This window comes from Bradyrhizobium sp. SZCCHNGR1005, from assembly GCF_032489995.1.
In the GTDB taxonomy this organism is placed as follows: Bacteria; Pseudomonadota; Alphaproteobacteria; order Rhizobiales; family Xanthobacteraceae; genus Bradyrhizobium.
Genome location: NZ_JAUEZC010000002.1, coordinates 142,858 through 160,471 on the forward strand (window position 1 = coordinate 142,858; position 17,614 = coordinate 160,471).

Consider the following 17,614-nt stretch of genomic DNA (forward strand, 5'->3'; position numbering starts at 1 on the left):
CGGCGCGGCTGATTCCGCGTCACGGCACACGACATTCCATGCGGCGCGCAGCGATGCGCGCCGTTTTGCTTTGCGGGATACAGCGCGCCTGCCTTGGTGCTTGCCTTGGTTGCACTCACGCGGGACAATCGGACATCAGGAAACGCCACGTCGCGCGTGACGACGCTTGATCGAGACAGACAGCCACCACGCACTTGCAGCCTCCCGCAACGGTGAGGGGTGTAACTCGCCGCTGCCGCTTTCGTCCGATCCGCCGCCTCACGCGCTGAGACACTGCAGGAAACACAACGTGCTCGACACGACCGCACCGCAGACATCAGTTCGCGCCACCGGCCCGCTCGCCGGATATCGCATCGTCGAGTTCGCCGGCATCGGCCCCGGACCCTTCGCCTGCATGATGCTGGCCGACATGGGTGCCGATGTCGTCACGCTCGATCGCGTCGGCGCGCGCAAGGCCATGAAGTCGGTCGCCGGTCGCGGACGCAGGGTCGTCGAGATCGATCTGAAGGACAAGGCGGCGGTCGCCCAGGTGCTGGACCTGCTCGCCGGCGCCGACGCGCTGATCGAAGGTTTTCGTCCCGGCGTCATGGAGCGGCTGGGCTTAGGTCCAGACGTCGTCCTCGCACGCAACCCCAAACTGGTCTATGGCCGCATGACCGGCTGGGGCCAGGAGGGCCCGCTGGCGCAGGCCGCCGGCCACGACATCAACTACATCTCCATCACCGGCGCACTGGCCGCGATCGGCCCCAAGGAGCGGCCGGTGCCGCCGCTCAACCTGGTCGGCGATTTCGGCGGCGGCGCGCTCTATCTCGTGGTCGGCGTGCTCGCCGCCCTGCTCGAGGCCTCGAAGTCCGGCAAGGGCCAGGTGGTCGATGCCGCGATGTGCGATGGCGCGGCCTCGCTGATGTCGATGTTCTTCGACCTCACCGCAATGGGTCGCTGGACCGAAGGCCGCGAGCGCAACTTCCTCGACGGCGGGGCGCATTTCTACGGCGTTTACGAATGCGCCTGCGGCAACTTCATCTCGATCGGCTCGATCGAGCCGCAGTTCTATGCGCTGCTCCGCCAGCACGCGGAATTGTCCGACGCCTGCTATGATGCCCAGATGGACCCGAACGCTTGGCCGGACCTGCGCGAGAGGCTCGTCGCCATCTTCAAGAGCAAGACGCGCGACGAATGGTGCCAGATCATGGAAGGTACCGATATCTGCTTCGCCCCGGTGCTGACCATGTCGGAAGCGCCCAAGCATGCCCACATGGCGGCGCGCGGCGTGTTCGTCGACCGCCACGGCATCACCCAGCCCGCGCCTGCCCCGCGCTTTTCGCGCACCCGGTCCACCATCCGCGAACCCGAGGTGGCCGACATCGGGGCGGTGGTGAACGCGTGGCGGGAGGAACGGTGATTCGGCATTTCCGACCTGTCGGCGACCGACGCTAGATCAATATTCCGATGTCGTCCCGGCCCGGCGCGCCTTCGCGCGCGGAGGCGGGACGACACCTCTCAACTCGGCTTTCATCGCGCCAAGACCGGCAGACTCGGCATCACCGCTCGCCCAGCCCACCCCCGATAACAACCCATCACAAATCCCGCCTACCATGGCGGTCCGGATGACTGCCGAATCGGCCCGCTTGAACCGACCCGCGATAGTGTGGGAAGGAGGCGTCGCTGCGGCGCACAAGCACGACCGGCGGGACGAGACACGCGCGATGATACTTCAAGACATCAATACAACCGTGTTGCGAGAGGCGGTGCGGCCCAATATCTGGGACATCGTCGCGTTGATCATCGTGATCGGCGCCATGGTCCTGATCGTCTATGGCGGCGAACAGACCACGCTGCCGCTGTCCGCGCTGGACACCGCGCCGGTGTCGCTCGATCCATCGCACCTGCCGCTCTATGCGCTGCGGACCACGCTGCGCATGCTGTTCGCGATGCTGTGCTCGCTGATCTTCACCTTCGTCTACGCCGCGCTCGCCGCCAAGAGCCGGCGCGCCGAGATGGTGCTGATCCCGCTGCTGGACATCCTGCAGTCGGTGCCGATCCTGGGCTTTCTCACCTTCACGGTCGTGTTCTTCATGAACCTGTTCCCGGGCAAGGTGCTTGGGGCCGAGGCCGCTTGCGTGTTCGCGATCTTCACCAGCCAGGCCTGGAACATGACCTTCAGCATGTACCAGTCGATGCGCAACGAGCCGAAGGACCTGGACGAGGCCACGCGCAGTTTCCACCTGTCCGCCTGGCAGCGCTTCTGGCGCCTCGACGTGCCATTCGCGATGCCGGGCCTGATCTGGAATGCGATGATGTCGATGTCCGGCGGCTGGTTCTTCGTGGTGGCCTCCGAAGCCATCACGGTCGGCAACACCACGGTGACCCTGCCCGGCATCGGCTCCTATGTCGCGCTCGCGATCGCGCAGAAGAACCTCGTCGCGATCGGCTACGCGATCCTGACCATGCTCTTGGTCATCATTGCCTATGATCAGCTGCTGTTCCGGCCCATCGTGGCCTGGGCCGACAAGTTCCGCTTCGAGCAAACGGCCTCAGGCAATCCGCCGACCTCGTGGATGCTCGATCTTTTCCGGCGCACGCGCGCGTTGCGCGCGCTGACGATCCCCTTCGCCGCCGTGAACCGGTCGTTTTCCAATCTGCGGATCAACTGGCCGACGACCTTCAATGCGACGGTTCGCACCAGTCAGCCGTCGCGGCTGATCGACGCGCTGTGGCTCGCCGTGATCGTGATCGGCTGCGGCTATGCCGGCTGGAAAACCTATGCCTATCTCTCGGCAACGCTGGCCCTTGCGGATGTCGCCATATCAATCGGCTACGGCCTGATCACCCTGCTCCGCGTGGTGGTGCTGATCGCGCTGGCCTCGCTGATCTGGGTACCGGTCGGCGTCTGGATCGGGCTCCGGCCCAAACTCGCCGAACGCATGCAGCCTCTGGCGCAGTTCCTGGCGGCGTTTCCGGCCAACCTCGCTTTTCCGGTGGTGGTGGTGCTGATCGTGCGCCTCAAGCTCGATGCCAGTGTCTGGCTGAGCCCGCTGATGATCTTAGGCACTCAGTGGTACATCCTGTTCAATGTGATCGCGGGCGCCAGCGCCTTCCCGACCGATCTGCGCGAAGCCGCGTCCAGCTTTCACCTCGGCGGTTGGCGCTGGTGGACGAAGGTCATCCTGCCCGGCATCTTCCCCTATTACATCACCGGCGCCGTCACCGCGTCCGGCGGCTCCTGGAACGCCTCGATCGTGGCGGAGGTCGCAAGCTGGGGCGACACCCATCTGACGGCAACGGGGCTCGGCGCCTATATCGCGACCGCGACCGAACAGGGCGACTTCCCGCGCGTCGTGCTCGGCATCGCCGTGATGTGCATCCTGGTGACCTTGTTCAACCGGCTCTTGTGGCGGCCGCTCTACGCGTTCGGCGAGCGCCGGCTGCGCCTTGGCTGAGGAGGAGGACTCTCATGCGCGACCAGATCAACCAGGCTTCGCTGATCGACATCAAGAGTGTCAGCCGACTGTTTCCCAAAGGCAGCGGCGAGGATCTCGTCGTGCTGGAGAAGGTCGACCTGACCATTCGCGCCGGTGAGATCGTCGGCCTGCTGGGCCGCTCCGGCTCGGGCAAGTCGACGCTGTTGCGGATCATCGCGGGCCTGGTCTCGCCGTCCTCGGGCGAAGTCAAATGCCGCGGCGAGACCATCTCAGGGCCTCCCAATGGGGTCGCCATGGTGTTCCAGTCGTTCGCGCTGTTCCCCTGGCTCACGGTGCTGCAGAACGTCGAACTCGGACTCGAGGCCCTCGGTATCGACAGCGCCGAACGGCGCAAGCGCGCGCTCGCCGCGATCGACCTCATCGGTCTCGACGGTTTCGAATCGGCATACCCCAAGGAATTGTCCGGCGGCATGCGCCAGCGCGTCGGCTTCGCCCGCGCACTGGTCGTGCATCCCGACCTCTTGCTGATGGACGAGCCGTTCTCCGCGCTCGACGTGCTGACCGCCGAGACGCTGCGCACCGACCTCGTGGACCTCTGGACCGACGGAAGGCTGCCGATCAAATCGGTCTTGATGGTGACGCACAACATCGAGGAAGCGGTGCTGATGTGCGACCGCATCCTCGTCTTCTCCTCGAATCCCGGCCGTGTCGCCGCCGAGTTCAAGGTCGATCTGCCCCATCCGCGCAACCGCCTCGATGCCGCCTTCCGCCAGCTGGTCGACAGTCTCTATGCCCGTATGACGCAGCGGCCGGAGCCGAAAGCGCCAACCATCGACGGCGCGCCGGGTGCGGGCGTCGGCATGGTGCTCAGCCACGTAGGGTCGAACTCGATCTCGGGTCTGATCGAGGCGCTCGCGGGCGAGCCCTATAATGGCCACGCCGACCTGCCGGTGCTGGCCGGGCATCTGCAGCTCGAGGTCGACGAGATCTTTCCGCTCGCCGAAGCGCTGCAGCTGTTGCGCTTCGCCCAGCTCAGCGAAGGCGACCTGACGCTGACCGAAGCCGGCAAGCGCTTCGCGCATCTGGAGACCGACGAGCGCAAGAAGCTGTTCGCCCAGCATCTGACCGAGAACGTCCCGCTGATCGGCCTGATCCGGCGCGTGCTCGACGACCGGCCGTCACACACAGCGCCGGCCGCACGCTTCCGCGTCGAGCTTGAGGACTACATGTCCGAGCACTATGCCGACGAGACGTTGGAGACGATCATCTCCTGGGGACGTTATGCCGAGCTGTTCGCCTATGACGAGCAGTCCGAAGCGTTCAGCCTGGAGAACCCGCACTGAGGCCGACAACATCAGCGATCGATTTTCAGAGTCGCCTTCATGTTGGGATGATAGCGACAATAGTAATCCACCGTCCCTGCCTTCTTCAGCAGCAGGCTCCCCGTCTTGTTCGGCGGCAGGACGACGTCGAAGTCGCCGTTGCGCGCCGTGGCGGTATGGACCAGCGCATCCTTGTTGATCCATTCAATGGTGTCGCCGACCTTGGCCGAGGCCATGGCCGGCGATATCTCGAGATTCTGCATCGAGATCTGGATGGTGGCCGCGCGCGCCGGAACGCTCGCGGCCGCCAGCATGAGCGCGCTCGACAGGGCAAGTCGTCCTATCCGCATGGCACCGTCCTACTTCAGATCGGCTTCGACATGCTCGGCATGCTGCTCGTGGCCTTGAAAGATCTTCAGGCCGGTCTGCAATAGGCTCTTCAGCTCGGCATTGCTGGCGGAGGGAATCAGCTGGGTTTCAAGCGCGTTGTTCACGGTCTTGTGGAAGGCGACTTCGTTGGCGATATACGCCTTGTCGAAATTCGCGCCCTTAAGCTTGGCGAGCTCGCTGCGTTTTTCGCCGGCCTGCTTGGACAGCGTGCGGCTGGTGTCGTTGTCTTCCGGGGTGACCTTCAGCTTTTTCACGAGGTCCAGCGCCTGCTTGTTGACGGCTTCGTGGTCGCGCACCATGCCTTCCGCGAACTCCTTCACCTCCTTGTTGCTGGACTTGTCCAAGGCTTGCTTCGCAGCTTTGATGTCGATCTCGCCTGCGGTGTACGCGATATGGGCGATCTGCGGATCGGTGAGCTTGGCGCCTTGCGAGAGCGCCGCGATACTCGACAGGCAGATCACGACGGCCGCCGCGCCGATACGGTTGAACATGGCTTCAATCTCCTGTAGCGCCGGACCTCGCGGCCGGCGGTAAATGGTTGCACAGGGATTGGATGAAGAACCGAGGCCGACGTTCCCGAAAAAGAATCAGATCGGAAAGCCGAGCCGTTTGAGCACCGCGTCGGTCAGCTTCTCGCAGCGCCGGCCGGCAAACGGAAAGGCGTCGAGGACGACGGGACCGATCTCCTTCTCGACGTTGTGCCGCAACAGCGAGCGGGCGCGGTGCAGGCGCGTCTTGACGGTCTCGGGCTTCAGCTCCAGCAGTGCGGCAGTCTCCTCGATGCTCATCTCCTCGATCACGCGGGCAATGAAGACCAGACGAAACGGCTGCGGCAACTCATCGATGGCGCGTTCGACGACGCCCTGGATCTGGCGCTGTGCCATGGATTTTTCCGGATCGTTCGATGCGGCGGGAAAGGGAATGATCTCGGCCTCAGGGGTGCGTTCCGCGGGCCTTTCCAGTTGCACGGTGGGCCGGCGCCCGCGCAGCCGCCCCATCGCTTCGTTCATGGCAATGCGTGTGAGCCAGGTCGAGAGGCTGGAATCGCCGCGAAAGCTCTCCAGATACGTGAGCGCCCGGACATAGGTCTCCTGCACCACGTCCTCAGCTTCGGTATCGTTGCGCAGGATGCCGCGGGCGATCCGGAACAGGCGACGGTTGTTCGCCAGCAGGATGGCTCGGATGGCCGTCTCGTCGCGCGCCCTTGCCCGCCGGATCAGCTCATCCTCGCCGCCCGGCGCAGCGGATGGGGTCGTGGCCGTCGTCCAAGGCGTTGTCCAAGCCATTGTCGCTCACCCAAATTGAGGAACTCGTAACTTAGATGCAAGCCGGGCCCGGAAGTTCCCGAAAAAGGATGGCGCCGGCAACGCCTCTCACGATGCCGGCGCAAACGTATCCGCACGGGCCATCCGCCAGGCATCGCGATAACGCTGGTCTTCGGTGCCCCCGAGCAATTCACCCGGCTGCAATGCCGGATAGAGTTGTGCAAACGAGGAGACCTCAGTGGTCGAGGTCCGCTGCGAGAAGTGGATCGGCCGCAGGTCTTGCGGATGTTCGAGGCCGGCGGCAGCCAGCAGCTCGGCCAGCGCATGCAACGTCGCGTGGTGATAGTTGTAGACGCGCTCCAGCTTGTGCGGCACCACCAGCGCGCGGCTGCGGGTCGGATCCTGCGTGGCCACGCCGGTCGGGCAACGATCGGTGTGGCAGCTCAAGGACTGGATGCAGCCGAGCGCGAACATGAAACCGCGTGCGGAATTGCACCAGTCGGCACCGATCGACATCGCGCGCGCCATGTCGAAAGCGGTCGCAACCTTGCCGGAGGCGCCGATCTTGATGCGGTCGCGGATGTTGAGACCCACCAGCGCGTTATGGACGAAGTTGACGCCCTCGCGCATCGGCATGCCCAGATGGTCCATGAATTCGAGCGGCGCCGCACCGGTGCCGCCTTCATTGCCGTCGACTACGATGAAATCGGGATAGATGCCGGTCTCCAGCATCGCCTTGCAGATCGCCAGGAACTCCCAGGTATGACCGATGCAGAGCTTGAAGCCGGCCGGCTTGCCGCCGGACAGTTTTCGCATCTCGCCGATGAACTGCATCATGCCGATGGGCGTGGAGAAAGCGCGATGCGCTGGCGGGGAGATGCAATCCTCCCCCATCGCGACGCCGCGGATCTTGGAAATCTCCTCCGAAACCTTTGCCGCCGGCAGCACGCCACCATGACCGGGCTTGGCGCCCTGGCTGATCTTGAGCTCGACCATCTTGATCTGGTCCAGGCCGGCGACCCGCGCGAAGGCTTCCGGGTCGAACGCGCCGTCGCGACGGCGGCAGCCGAAATAGCCGGAGCCGATCTCCCAGATGATGTCGCCGCCCATCTCGGCGTGATAGGGGCTGAAGCCGCCCTCGCCCGTGTCATGGGCGAAGCCGCCCTTCTTGGCGCCACCGTTCAGCGCGCGCACCGCATTCGGGCTGAGCGCGCCGAAGCTCATCGCCGAGATGTTGAAGACAGACGCCGAATAGGGCTTGGTGCAATCCGGGCCGCCGATCTGAATCCGGAACTTCTCTTCCGCATGCGGCTTCGGCGCGACCGAATGGTGCAGCCATTCATAACCTTCGCGATAGACGTCCTCCTGGGTCCCGAACGGCCGCTTGTCGAGCGCCATCTTGGCGCGTTGATAGACCACGGCGCGGGTGTCGCGTGAGAACGGCATGCCGTCCTTCTCGCTCTCGAAGAAATACTGCCGCATCTCCGGGCGGATTTCCTCGAGCAGGAAACGCATATGGGCGGAGATCGGATAGTTGCGCAGCACTGCGTGGCTCCGCTGCACGAGATCGTGGATGCCGAGCAGGGTGAGCGCGCCGAAGATCAGGAGCGGAAGCAGGACCAGATCGAAGATCTTGCGATCGTAGAGCCCGAGCGCCAGCAGCAGCGCCGTGACCACCACGCAGATCGTCAGGACGATGAAGCGGGGCGAGAGCGGGAGCAGCAAGGTTTCCATGAAATCCCTCGGGGCCAATGTCGTCGGCAGGCGTCGGCGATGTCGCTTCTACGGGATGTAGCGGAGCAACGTTACCAAAGGACTAGGCTGGCCGGCAGCCTGTACCGACAGCGTGCCCGCAAGATTACGAGTTCCCGCAGCAATCATCTATCGCCCAACCGGCTAGTCTTTCGACTTAGCTGTTGCGGCGCAACGCCTCCAGTCACGACCTCCCGCCGCGTCTGTCGTCCTGATCACCTTCCGGTGAGCGGTGAGCTCATGGGCTTTCGGCAAACAGATCGGCATGCATTTCGCGCAATTGGCGCTTCAACAGCTTGCCGCTGGGGTTCTTCGGCAGCGCATCGACGAACACGACGCGCTTCGGGGTCTTGAACGACGCGAGCCGGCCCGAGACCTGCTTGAGGATGTCCTCCTCGGTCGGCCTGCAGCCGGACTTGGCCACGACCACCGCCACCACCGCCTCGACCCAGCGCGGATGCGGCAGGCCGACCACGGCGACCTCCGAAACCTCGGGGATCAGATACAGCGCCTCCTCGACCTCGCGACTCGCGACATTCTCGCCGCCGGTCTTGATCATGTCCTTCTTGCGGTCGACAATGGTGACGTAGCCTTCGTCGTCGATGGTGGCGAGATCGCCGGAGTGGAACCAGCCACCGGAGAAAGCTGCCGCGGTGCGCTCGTCATCGTGGAAATAGCCGAGCATCAGATGCGGCGAGCGATGCACGACCTCGCCGACCACCCCGGGGGGCACGTCATTCATCTGATCGTCGACCACCCGAGTCTCGACATTGAGCACGGCGCGCCCGCAGGAGCCGGGCTTGCGCAGCTGATCCTCTGGCCCGAGCATGGTGGCGAGCGGCGCGATCTCGGTCTGGCCGTAGAGATTCCACAGCCGCACGTCGGGCAGCCGCTGCGCGAGCTCGCGCAACACCTCGACCGGCATGATGGAGGCGCCGTAATAGCCCTTGCGCAACGACGACAGATCGGTGGTCTCGAACAGCGGCGAGCGCAGGATCGAAATCCACACCGTCGGCGGCGCGAAAAACGAGGTGATGCGATATTTCGCCATCAGCGGCAGCAGATTGTCCGGGGTCGGAAATGCGGTGATGATGTTGGTGCCGCCGACATAGATGGCCGGGCCGAAGAACACGTCGAGCTGCGCGCAGTGATAGAGCGGCAAGGCGTGCAGCGTGACGTCGTCGGCCGCGATGCCAGCGTCGACCACGCAGGAAACATACTGCCAGATCACGGCATCATGAGTCAGCATCGCGCCCTTGGGCAGCGACTCGGTGCCGGAGGTGTAGACGATCTGCGCGAGATCGCTCCCGTTGAGCTCGACATCCGGCACAGGGGCGGCAGATGCCGCGAGCGCGGCGAAATCGATCATGTCCGCCTGGCGCTCGCTTGGGCCTTCCGACGGCAGCCAGATCAACTGTTCGACCGCCGGCGCCAAATCCCTGGCAGCGCGCGCCAACGGCGCGAAGCCGCTATCGGTCGCAAGCAGGCGTGCGCCGGCATGCTTGAGGATGTAGGCGACTTCCTCCGGCTTGAGCATGAAGTTGATGGGGACCAGCACGGCACCGAGCCGAGCCAACGCAAAGCGCAGCGCGGCAAAAGCATGCGAGTTGCGGGCGAGGATGGCAATGCGTTCGCCCTTGCCGATGCCGCCTTCGGCGAGGCCAGCCGCGAGACGGTCGACGATGGCGTTGAATTCGGAATAGCTCCAGCTGACATCGCCGCAGATGACGGCCGTCTTCTGTGGCGTGCGCGCCGCGCTGCGCCGCAGGAGATCGCCGAGCGTTTGCCGCCGTATGATGGAATTCATGCATGTCCCCTGTCATCACGGGGGACGGCCGCGCGAGGCGCGATCAAATCCCCTCCCTGCTGCGCCGGGCCTTCGTGGGCCCGGTCCTTGCGGCTGAACCTCGCACAGCCGCTTCAAAACCTGCAAGGGAGGATATTGGCAGGAAAGGCGGCGCCCCGATTGCGTCGAGGCGCCGGTAAGCTGACGTATCAGCGCTCGACGAACGCCTTCTCGATCACGAAATGGCCGGGCGTGTTGCCGCTGCCTTCGACGAAGCCGCCGGACTCGAACATGCCCTTCAGCTCCTCCAGCATCGCCGGACTGCCGCACATCATGATGCGGTCCGTTTCGATGTTCAGCGGCGGCTGGCCGATATCCTTGAACAGCTGCTCGGAGGTGATCAGGTCGGTGATGCGGCCGCGATTGCGGAACGGCTCGCGGGTGACGGTCGGATAATACTGCAGCTTCTCCTCGAGCAGCGGCCCGAACAGTTCGTCCTCGCGCAGCTTGGCCACGACGGTCTCGCCATAGGCGAGCTCGGCGACTTGGCGGCAGCCATGCACCAGCACGATGTTGTCGAAGCGGTCGTAGACGTCCGGATCCTTGATCAGGCTGGCGAAGGGCGCAAGGCCGGTGCCGGTCGACAGGAGCAGCAGCCGGCTACCGGGCAAGAGATTGTCGGTGATCAGCGTGCCCGTCGCCTTGCGGCCGACCAGGATGGTGTCGCCTTCCTTGATCTTTTGCAGGCGGGAGGTCAGCGGACCGTCCTGGACCTTGATGCTGAAGAATTCGAGCTCTTCCTCGTGGTTGGCGCTGGCCATGCTGTAGGCGCGGAGCAGCGGCCTGCCCTCGACCTCGAGGCCAATCATCGCGAACTGGCCGTTCTGGAAGCGGAAACCGGAATCGCGGGTGGCTCGGAAGGAGAACAGGGTGTCCGTCCAGTGCTGGACGGAAAGAACTTTCTCTCGATAGAACGCGCTCATGATGTTTGTTTCTTCACGCAGGCTGATGTTGGAAGAAATGGGCTGCGCCGCAAAATGACTGCAACCCTCTGTAACTGCTGCAGATTTGTCGTCGCCTGATGTACACAAAACCGGCCGGAAATCAACCCGCTGCAATGCACAATCGATAGCCGGCAAATGCATGCCGGCCTATGCTCCCCAGCGGCTCCGGAGATTCATTCGTACACAAACGATCTTCGCAATTTACTTGTTGAAGCCCGATCTTCCCAGCACTTAAATTCCGCATCCTTGGCCAATCCTTGAGCAATGCTTAACCGCCCCCGGATCCTGATCGACGCTGTCAGGCGTTACTGCGCCGAGCACGGGATTGCGCTCGACATCCGGGCGGAGGGCTGGCTGCTCGTGCTCCATCGCGCCGGCCGGCGGAACCTGATCTTCGGCTACGACCTTGGCCTGAACAGTGCGGTGGCGCACCGATTGGCCAGCGACAAGGCGGCAACCGCGGACCTACTTAGCCTGTCCGGCCTGCCCGCGGTGCCTCATGCGTTCTTCATCGCACCAGCATTCGACGGGGACGCCGGGACTCCGTGGCGTTCGATGCTGGACTTGCTCGAAGCGCATCCCGCCGGGCTTGTCGTGAAACCCAACGAGGGCACGTCGGGACGCTTTGTGACGCACGTCCTGCGGCGGGACCAGCTGGTGGATGCCGTGACTGGCCTGTTTGCGGCCAACACGAACGTCGCGATCTCGCCCTTTCTCGACATCGAGGACGAGGTGCGCGTGGTGCAGCTCGATGGCTCGCCACTCCTGGTCTACCGCAAAGAGCGGCCAAGCGTGGTCGGCGACGGCGAACGAACGCTACTGGAGCTTGCGCTCGCGACGGTCGCGCCTTCAAAGGGGAAGGGGACGCTCGCGCGCTTGCGGGACGACTTCAGCGCGACCGCGCTTGCGGCCATCGTGCCGGCCGGCGAGCCGCGGCTGCTCAATTGGCGGCACAATCTCGAGGCGGGCGCCAAGCCTGTGCTCCTCGATGGCGACCCGGCGCGCGAGGCCTGTGTGATGCTGGCAGCGCAGGCCGCACAGGTGATCGGCATCCGCTTCGCCTCGATCGACGTGGTATATGCAGAAGGCCGCTGGCAGGTGCTGGAGATCAATTCCGGCGTGATGATGGAAGCCCTCGGCAGGCGATATCCCGACGCGGTCTATGCGGCGTATCGCACTGCGCTGGATAAGGTGTTTGCGAGCTGACGACGACCGATCGCGCGCTGTCCAACGGCCACTTCCGGAGGGTTTGCCAGTGCCTCCCCAATATGGGATGAGGCCTTAAACAACAGCGGCGCACGCGTTCTCAAAGACATCAAGTTGCGGCGCCGGAGCGCAGGGAGCGAAGCTTATGAGCAACACGACCAATCGCCAGATCCTTCTGGTCGAAAAGCCGAGCGGCAAACTCGGCCCTGAGCATTTCCGCTTGGTCGAGGGCGCAATACCAGAGCCGAAGGACGGCGAGGCTTTGCTCCGCGTGCGCTACATCTCGCTCGATGCCGCCAACCGCGCCTGGATGCAGGGCGCGACCTATCGGTCCGCAGTGGAGGCGAACAGCGTCATGGCGGGCGGCGCGGTCGCCGAAGTTATCGCGTCCAAGGCGCCCGGCCTTGCTGCCGGCGACATCGTATTCGGCGACACCGGTTGGCAGGATTATGCAGTCGTATCAGCGAAGCACCTCGTCAAACTGCCGAAGATCGAGCCGCTGACCCATCTGCTCAGCGTCTACGGCATCGCCGGCCTGACCGCCTATTTCGGCCTGCTGGAGATCGGCAGGCCGAAGGCCGGAGACACCGTGGTGGTCTCCGCCGCCGCCGGCTCGGTGGGTTCGATCGTCGGGCAGATCGCCAAGATCAAGGGCTGCCGCGTGATCGGCATTGCCGGCGGCAAGGACAAATGCAGTTGGCTGACATCCGAGCTCGGCTTCGATGCTGCGGTCGACTACAAAGAGGGCGCTGTGTTCAAGGCGCTGAAGGCGGCGGCACCTGACGGCGTCGACGTCTATTTCGACAATGTCGGCGGCGATATTCTCGAAGCCTGCCTGCCGCTGATGAAGAATTGCGGCCGGATCGCCTGCTGTGGGGCCGTCTCGCAATATGACCAGGCTCCCTCGGCGCACGGCCCGCGCGGCGTGCCCGGGCTGATCGTGGTGAAGCGGCTGGTGATGCAGGGCTTCATCGTGACGGACTTCATGGACCGCCGCGACCAGGCGATCGCCGACCTGCAGAGCTGGGTGGCCTCGGGCCGGCTGAAGGTGCAGGAAGACGTCATCGACGGACTGGAGAACACGCCGAAAGCGCTGATCGGCCTGTTGGCCGGCGAGAACCGCGGCAAGCGCATGGTCCGGGTCTAACTCGCCTCTCTCCTCCCCGATCGCAAATTCCGCTGGCGCGTTCCGCGCCGGCGGATTAGTCTCACCCAAAATAAACAGTATACTGTCAATTGGGAGGAGAGGCGCGTGCGTATTGCCGTGCTCGGCGGTGGCCCTGGCGGGCTCTATTTCGCTTATCTGTGGAAGAAGCGTCATCCGGACGCCGAGGTCGATCTGTTCGAGCAGAACCCGGCGGATGCGACCTGGGGCTTCGGCGTGGTGTTCTCGGAACAGGCGCTCGAATTCCTGCGCGCCGACGATCCGGACACCGTGGACGCGATCGCGCCGCGCATGGAGAGCTGGCGCAACATCACGCTGAATTTGCGCGGGCAAAGCGTCGAGATCGACGGCGTCGGCTTCTCCGCGATCGGCCGGCTGGACCTGCTCCGACTGCTGCAGGCGCGCGCGGAAAGCGTCGGCGTTGCCCCGCGCTACGGCACCCAGCTGCAGTCCTTGGATCAGCTGGCAGGCTACGACCTGATCGTCGCCGCCGACGGGCTGAACTCGCTGGCACGCCGGACCTACGAAGGCGATTTCGGCTTCTCGATCTCCCATTCCAGCAACAAGTTCGCCTGGTACGGCACCAGCAAGACCTTCCCGACACTGTCGCAGACTTTCGTCGCAACCAAGCGCGGCTTCTTCAACGCTCATCACTACCGCTATTCGCCCGAGATGAGCACGTTCCTGGTCGAATGCGACCGGGCGACATGGCAGGCCTATGGCTTCGCCGAGATGTCGATCGAGGACTCGAAGGCGATCTGCGAAGAGGTCTTCGCTGCCACGCTGGACGGCCATCCCCTGGTCTCGAACCGCTCGGTGTGGCGCAACTTTCCCTGGGTCTGGAACGAGCATTGGTGGCATCGCAATGTCGTGCTGATCGGCGATGCCTTGCACACGGCGCATTTCTCGATCGGTTCCGGCACACGGCTGGCGATCGAGGACGCGATCGCATTGCTCAAAGCGCTGGAGGCCGAACGGCGCATCCAGGACGGGCTGGCGCGCTACCAAGCGGAACGGCAGCCGATCGTGAAGAAGCTGGTGGCGGCGGCGCGCACCAGCGCCGATTGGTATGAGAAATTCCCCGGGCATATGAAACTCGATCTGCTGGATTTCGCCTACAGTTACATCACCCGCTCGGGCCGGATCGACGACGCACGTCTGCGTGCAATGTCGCCGCAGTTCATGGCGCGCTATGAGGGATCGCGCGGCAAGGGAGGACGATCATGAGCAACGAGATCGTCGATCAGGTCCCTTGCGACAGCTCGGGCGCGCGCGAGATCGGTTTCGCGATCCCTTCGCGCTACAACGCCAGCCGCATCCTGTTCGACAACCTCAGGAAGGGACGCGGCGACCATCCGGCGCTGATCGGCCCCGCAGGTTCGCGCAGCTATGCGGAGCTCTGCGCGGAGGCCTGCCGCTGGGGCAACGGCTTTGCCTCGCTCGGGCTGGCGCGCGGCGATCGCATCCTGTTGTTTCTTGACGACACGCCGGCCTATCCAGCCGCGTTCTTCGGCGCGGTGCGCGCCGGCTTCGTGCCGCTGCTGATCAACACGCTGACGCCGCCGGATCTGTTGCAGTTTTATCTTGCCGATTCCGGCGCGAAGGTCGCCGTCGCCGATGCGAAATTCGCGGCGCGGTTCGACGCCCAAGCCTGCGCGAATACGAGCCTGCGCACGCTCGTCGTGGTCAATGGCGAGGTCGGTCGCAACGCAGCGCCGGAGGCGTTGAGCGCCGCGCATTGGCTGGCCGGCTTCCCGGTCGAACTCGCCGAGGCCGAGACCGACCGCAACGAGATGGCGTTCTGGATGTATTCGTCCGGCTCGACCGGACGGCCCAAGGGAATCGTCCATCTGCAGCACGACATGGCCTATAGCGATCAGGCCTTTGCGAAGAATGTGCTGCGACTCAAGCCCGACGACATCTGCTTCTCGGTGCCGAAGATCTTCTTCGCCTATGGCTTCGGCAATTCCATCACCTTCCCGTTCTCGGCGGGGGCGACGACGTTGCTGCTGCCGGGCCAGCCGAAGCCGGCGGCGATCTTCGAGGCGATCGGGCGTTTTCGCCCGACCGTATTCTTCGGCCTGCCGACGCTCTACACCGCACTGACCAAAGCCGATGGCGCAAGAGCCACCGACTTCTCCCCGCTACGCATGGCGATCTCCGCCGCGGAGGTGCTGTCGGCCGAGGTCTTCGATGGCTGGAAGGAGCTGACGGGGCTCGAGATCATCGAGGGGCTCGGTTCGACCGAAGTGCTGCACATCTACCTTTCCAATCGCGAGGACCGCAAGAAGCTCGGCGCAGCGGGCTTGCGTGTGCCGGGTTATGAGATCGCGCTGCGCGACAGCGACGGCCGCGAGGTCGGCACCGGTGAGGAAGGCATTCTGTGGGTGCGCGGCGATTCCAATACCCCGCTCTATTGGAATCGTCCGGACAAGACAACGGAGACCATCCGCGAGGAGGGGTGGATTTACACCGGCGACCGCTTCACGCGCGACGCGGACGGTTTTCATTTCTTCCGCGGCCGCGCCGATGACCTGGTCAAGATCTCCGGCCAATGGGTCTATCCGCTCGAGGTCGAATTATGCCTGATCGAGCACCCCGAGGTGCGCGAGTGCGCCGTGTTCGCGCATGAGCTGCCGGACCGCCGCATGAGCCTGAAGGCCGTGGTGGTGATCAACGGGGCAAACTACGACGAACGGGAGACGACCAAGCGGCTACAGGATCATGTGAAGGCAACGCTGTTACCCTACAAATATCCGCGCGAGATCGTGTTCGTCGATGAGCTGCCGAAGACCGGAACCGGCAAGATCGATCGCCAGGCGGTGATGCGGATGTGAGCCTAGAGCATGATCCGGAAAAGGGGGGAACCGGCTTTCCCTCGCGACAAACGCCATAGGCGTTTGCGCGGAGATCATGCTCAATCAAAAAGATGAGCTCACGATGCGCTTCCTTCTAATCGCATCATGATCTCGGACGTCGCCGTACACTCGCCCGTCATTGCGAGCGAAGCGAAGCAATCCAGAATTACGCCAAAACTCTAGATTGCTTCGTCGCTTCGCTCCTCGCAATGACGGATTCATCGAGCTCTTTTGTGGGACCCAGACGAAAGCGAGCAGGCGTATCTCTCTCAACCCGCCTTTCCCAACCGCTCCAACGCGTCCTCGGCGCGCAGCGGCACGCGCGAGGCCTCGTTGTTGAGATCGACGAGTTGCGACAGCAGCGCCAGCAGGGTCTTGCGGTCGGCCGGCTTGAGCGGCGCCAGCATGCGCGCCTGCGCGCGGTTCACCGATGACATGACGTTGCGCAACAGCGCTGCGCCGGCCTTCGTGATGGCGAGCAGCTTGACCCGCTTGTCCCCGGGCGACGCCTCGCGCGCGATATAATCCTTCGCTTCCAGCCGCTCGATCACGCTGCCCAGCGTGGACCGATCGAAGGCGATCACGGCCGACAGCCTGGTGGCATCGATGCCGGGATGGGTCTGGATCGCGACCAGCGCGGCATACTGCACCGGCGTGAGGTCGAACGCCCTGCATTCCTCCATGAAGATCGAGACCGCGATCTGCTGCATGCGCCGAAACAGATAACCCGGCTTGCCGTAGACCGCGTCCATCGTGATGTCAGGCGGCTTACTCGGCATCGCGCTGGCGCTCCGGGGCGGTATCGGCGAAGGCCGGCTGCGCCTTTGCCGCGGCCTCCGCCTGCAACAGCCGCGGGAAAGCGGCGACATCGACGCCGAAACGCCGGGCGTTGCCGAGCTGGGGCACGAGGCAGAGATCGGCCAGCGTCGGCGCAACACCAAAACAGAACGGTCCCGGCTCGTGCTTGATCAAGGCTTCGCAGGCGGCGAGCCCTTCGCGATTGACCCAGCCGGCCCAGGCCGTGACCTTATCCTCGGGCAGGCCGAGCTCACGCAGCCGCGCCAGCACCTTCAGGTTCTGCACCGGATGCGTGTCGCAGGCGAGCACCTGCGCGAAGGCCCGCACCCTGGCACGGGTGAGCGGATCCTTCGGCAACAGCGGCGGCACGGGATGGGTCTCGTCGAGCCATTCGATGATGGCCAGCGACTGGATCAGCACGGCGCCGCCGTCGCCTTCCAGCGTCGGGACGAAGCCTTGCGGGTTGAGCTTCAGATAATCAGGCGCGCGTTGTTCGCCCTTGCGAAGGTGATGCGGCAGATGCTCGGCGGTGAGCCCTTTGAGGTTCAGCGCGATCCTGACCCGATAGGACGCACTGCTGCGGAAATAGCCGTGCAGCTTCATCGTGATCCTCCCTTGAACGCTGTCATTATGCCCGCAATTGACG

Annotated in this window: 15 protein-coding genes; 7 read left to right on the forward strand and 8 right to left on the reverse strand. The window is 64.2% G+C overall.

The genetic code is table 11. The features are described 5' to 3' along the window. Positions 1–289: 289 nt before the first annotated feature. From QXZ85_RS06850 to QXZ85_RS06860, 3 genes are all read left to right on the forward strand, one after another. Positions 290–1,402 (forward strand): CaiB/BaiF CoA-transferase family protein, encoded by a 1,113-nt coding sequence (locus tag QXZ85_RS06850; RefSeq protein ID WP_315769394.1) that lies wholly within the window; start codon positions 290–292, stop codon positions 1,400–1,402. A gap of 304 nt (positions 1,403–1,706) precedes the next feature. Beyond that, positions 1,707–3,440, forward strand: a complete 1,734-nt coding sequence (locus QXZ85_RS06855; protein ID WP_315769396.1) for an ABC transporter permease subunit — start codon at positions 1,707–1,709, stop codon at positions 3,438–3,440. Between the two features lie 14 nt (positions 3,441–3,454). Then, positions 3,455–4,765, forward strand: coding sequence for a nitrate/sulfonate/bicarbonate ABC transporter ATP-binding protein (locus QXZ85_RS06860; RefSeq protein WP_315702600.1), 1,311 nt, complete (start codon positions 3,455–3,457; stop codon positions 4,763–4,765). A gap of 11 nt (positions 4,766–4,776) precedes the next feature. Here QXZ85_RS06860 and QXZ85_RS06865 read toward each other — a convergent pair whose 3' ends face one another. From QXZ85_RS06865 to QXZ85_RS06890, 6 genes are all read right to left on the reverse strand, one after another. After that, the gene (locus QXZ85_RS06865) at positions 4,777–5,094 is read right to left on the reverse strand and encodes a cupredoxin family copper-binding protein (protein ID WP_315769398.1); all 318 of its coding nucleotides are present in this window, start codon (positions 5,092–5,094) and stop codon (positions 4,777–4,779) included. A gap of 9 nt (positions 5,095–5,103) precedes the next feature. Beyond that, positions 5,104–5,625: a DUF4142 domain-containing protein gene (locus tag QXZ85_RS06870; RefSeq protein ID WP_315702598.1), complete on the reverse strand. Its 522-nt coding sequence runs from the start codon at positions 5,623–5,625 to the stop codon at positions 5,104–5,106. Positions 5,626–5,721: 96 nt separating this feature from the next. Next, on the reverse strand, positions 5,722–6,420 hold the full coding sequence (locus tag QXZ85_RS06875) for an RNA polymerase sigma factor (protein WP_315769400.1): 699 nt from the start codon (positions 6,418–6,420) through the stop codon (positions 5,722–5,724). Between the two features lie 87 nt (positions 6,421–6,507). Then, positions 6,508–8,133 carry an FMN-binding glutamate synthase family protein gene (locus QXZ85_RS06880; RefSeq protein WP_315702596.1) on the reverse strand — a complete coding sequence of 542 codons (1,626 nt, stop codon included), beginning with the start codon at positions 8,131–8,133 and terminating at the stop codon, positions 6,508–6,510. Positions 8,134–8,389: 256 nt separating this feature from the next. After that, on the reverse strand, positions 8,390–9,958 hold the full coding sequence (locus QXZ85_RS06885) for an acyl-CoA synthetase (RefSeq protein WP_315728166.1): 1,569 nt from the start codon (positions 9,956–9,958) through the stop codon (positions 8,390–8,392). Between the two features lie 188 nt (positions 9,959–10,146). Next, positions 10,147–10,920: a ferredoxin--NADP reductase gene (locus QXZ85_RS06890; RefSeq protein WP_315702594.1), complete on the reverse strand. Its 774-nt coding sequence runs from the start codon at positions 10,918–10,920 to the stop codon at positions 10,147–10,149. 285 nt (positions 10,921–11,205) lie between these two features. Between QXZ85_RS06890 and QXZ85_RS06895 the strand changes: the two genes are divergently transcribed. The 4 genes from QXZ85_RS06895 to QXZ85_RS06910 all read left to right on the forward strand — a co-directional run bounded on the left by QXZ85_RS06895 (position 11,206) and on the right by QXZ85_RS06910 (position 16,149). Beyond that, complete coding sequence (locus tag QXZ85_RS06895) at positions 11,206–12,147, forward strand: RimK-like protein (protein WP_315764544.1); 942 nt, start codon at positions 11,206–11,208, stop codon at positions 12,145–12,147. Positions 12,148–12,292: 145 nt separating this feature from the next. Then, positions 12,293–13,294: an NADP-dependent oxidoreductase gene (locus QXZ85_RS06900; RefSeq protein WP_315764547.1), complete on the forward strand. Its 1,002-nt coding sequence runs from the start codon at positions 12,293–12,295 to the stop codon at positions 13,292–13,294. Positions 13,295–13,399: 105 nt separating this feature from the next. Continuing rightward, the gene (locus QXZ85_RS06905; protein ID WP_315744124.1) at positions 13,400–14,539 is read left to right on the forward strand and encodes an FAD-dependent monooxygenase; all 1,140 of its coding nucleotides are present in this window, start codon (positions 13,400–13,402) and stop codon (positions 14,537–14,539) included. Continuing rightward, entirely contained in the window at positions 14,536–16,149 is a 1,614-nt protein-coding gene (locus QXZ85_RS06910; protein WP_315728160.1) for a benzoate-CoA ligase family protein, read from the forward strand. The genes QXZ85_RS06905 and QXZ85_RS06910 overlap by 4 nt, the downstream gene beginning before the upstream one ends. Positions 16,150–16,439: 290 nt before the next feature. Here the strand turns inward: QXZ85_RS06910 and QXZ85_RS06915 are convergent, their stop codons facing one another. After that, complete coding sequence (locus QXZ85_RS06915; RefSeq protein WP_315702589.1) at positions 16,440–16,949, reverse strand: MarR family transcriptional regulator; 510 nt, start codon at positions 16,947–16,949, stop codon at positions 16,440–16,442. Beyond that, positions 16,939–17,571, reverse strand: a complete 633-nt coding sequence (gene maiA / locus QXZ85_RS06920; RefSeq protein ID WP_316173819.1) for a maleylacetoacetate isomerase — start codon at positions 17,569–17,571, stop codon at positions 16,939–16,941. The genes QXZ85_RS06915 and maiA overlap by 11 nt, the downstream gene beginning before the upstream one ends. Between the last annotated feature and the right edge of the window lie 43 nt (positions 17,572–17,614).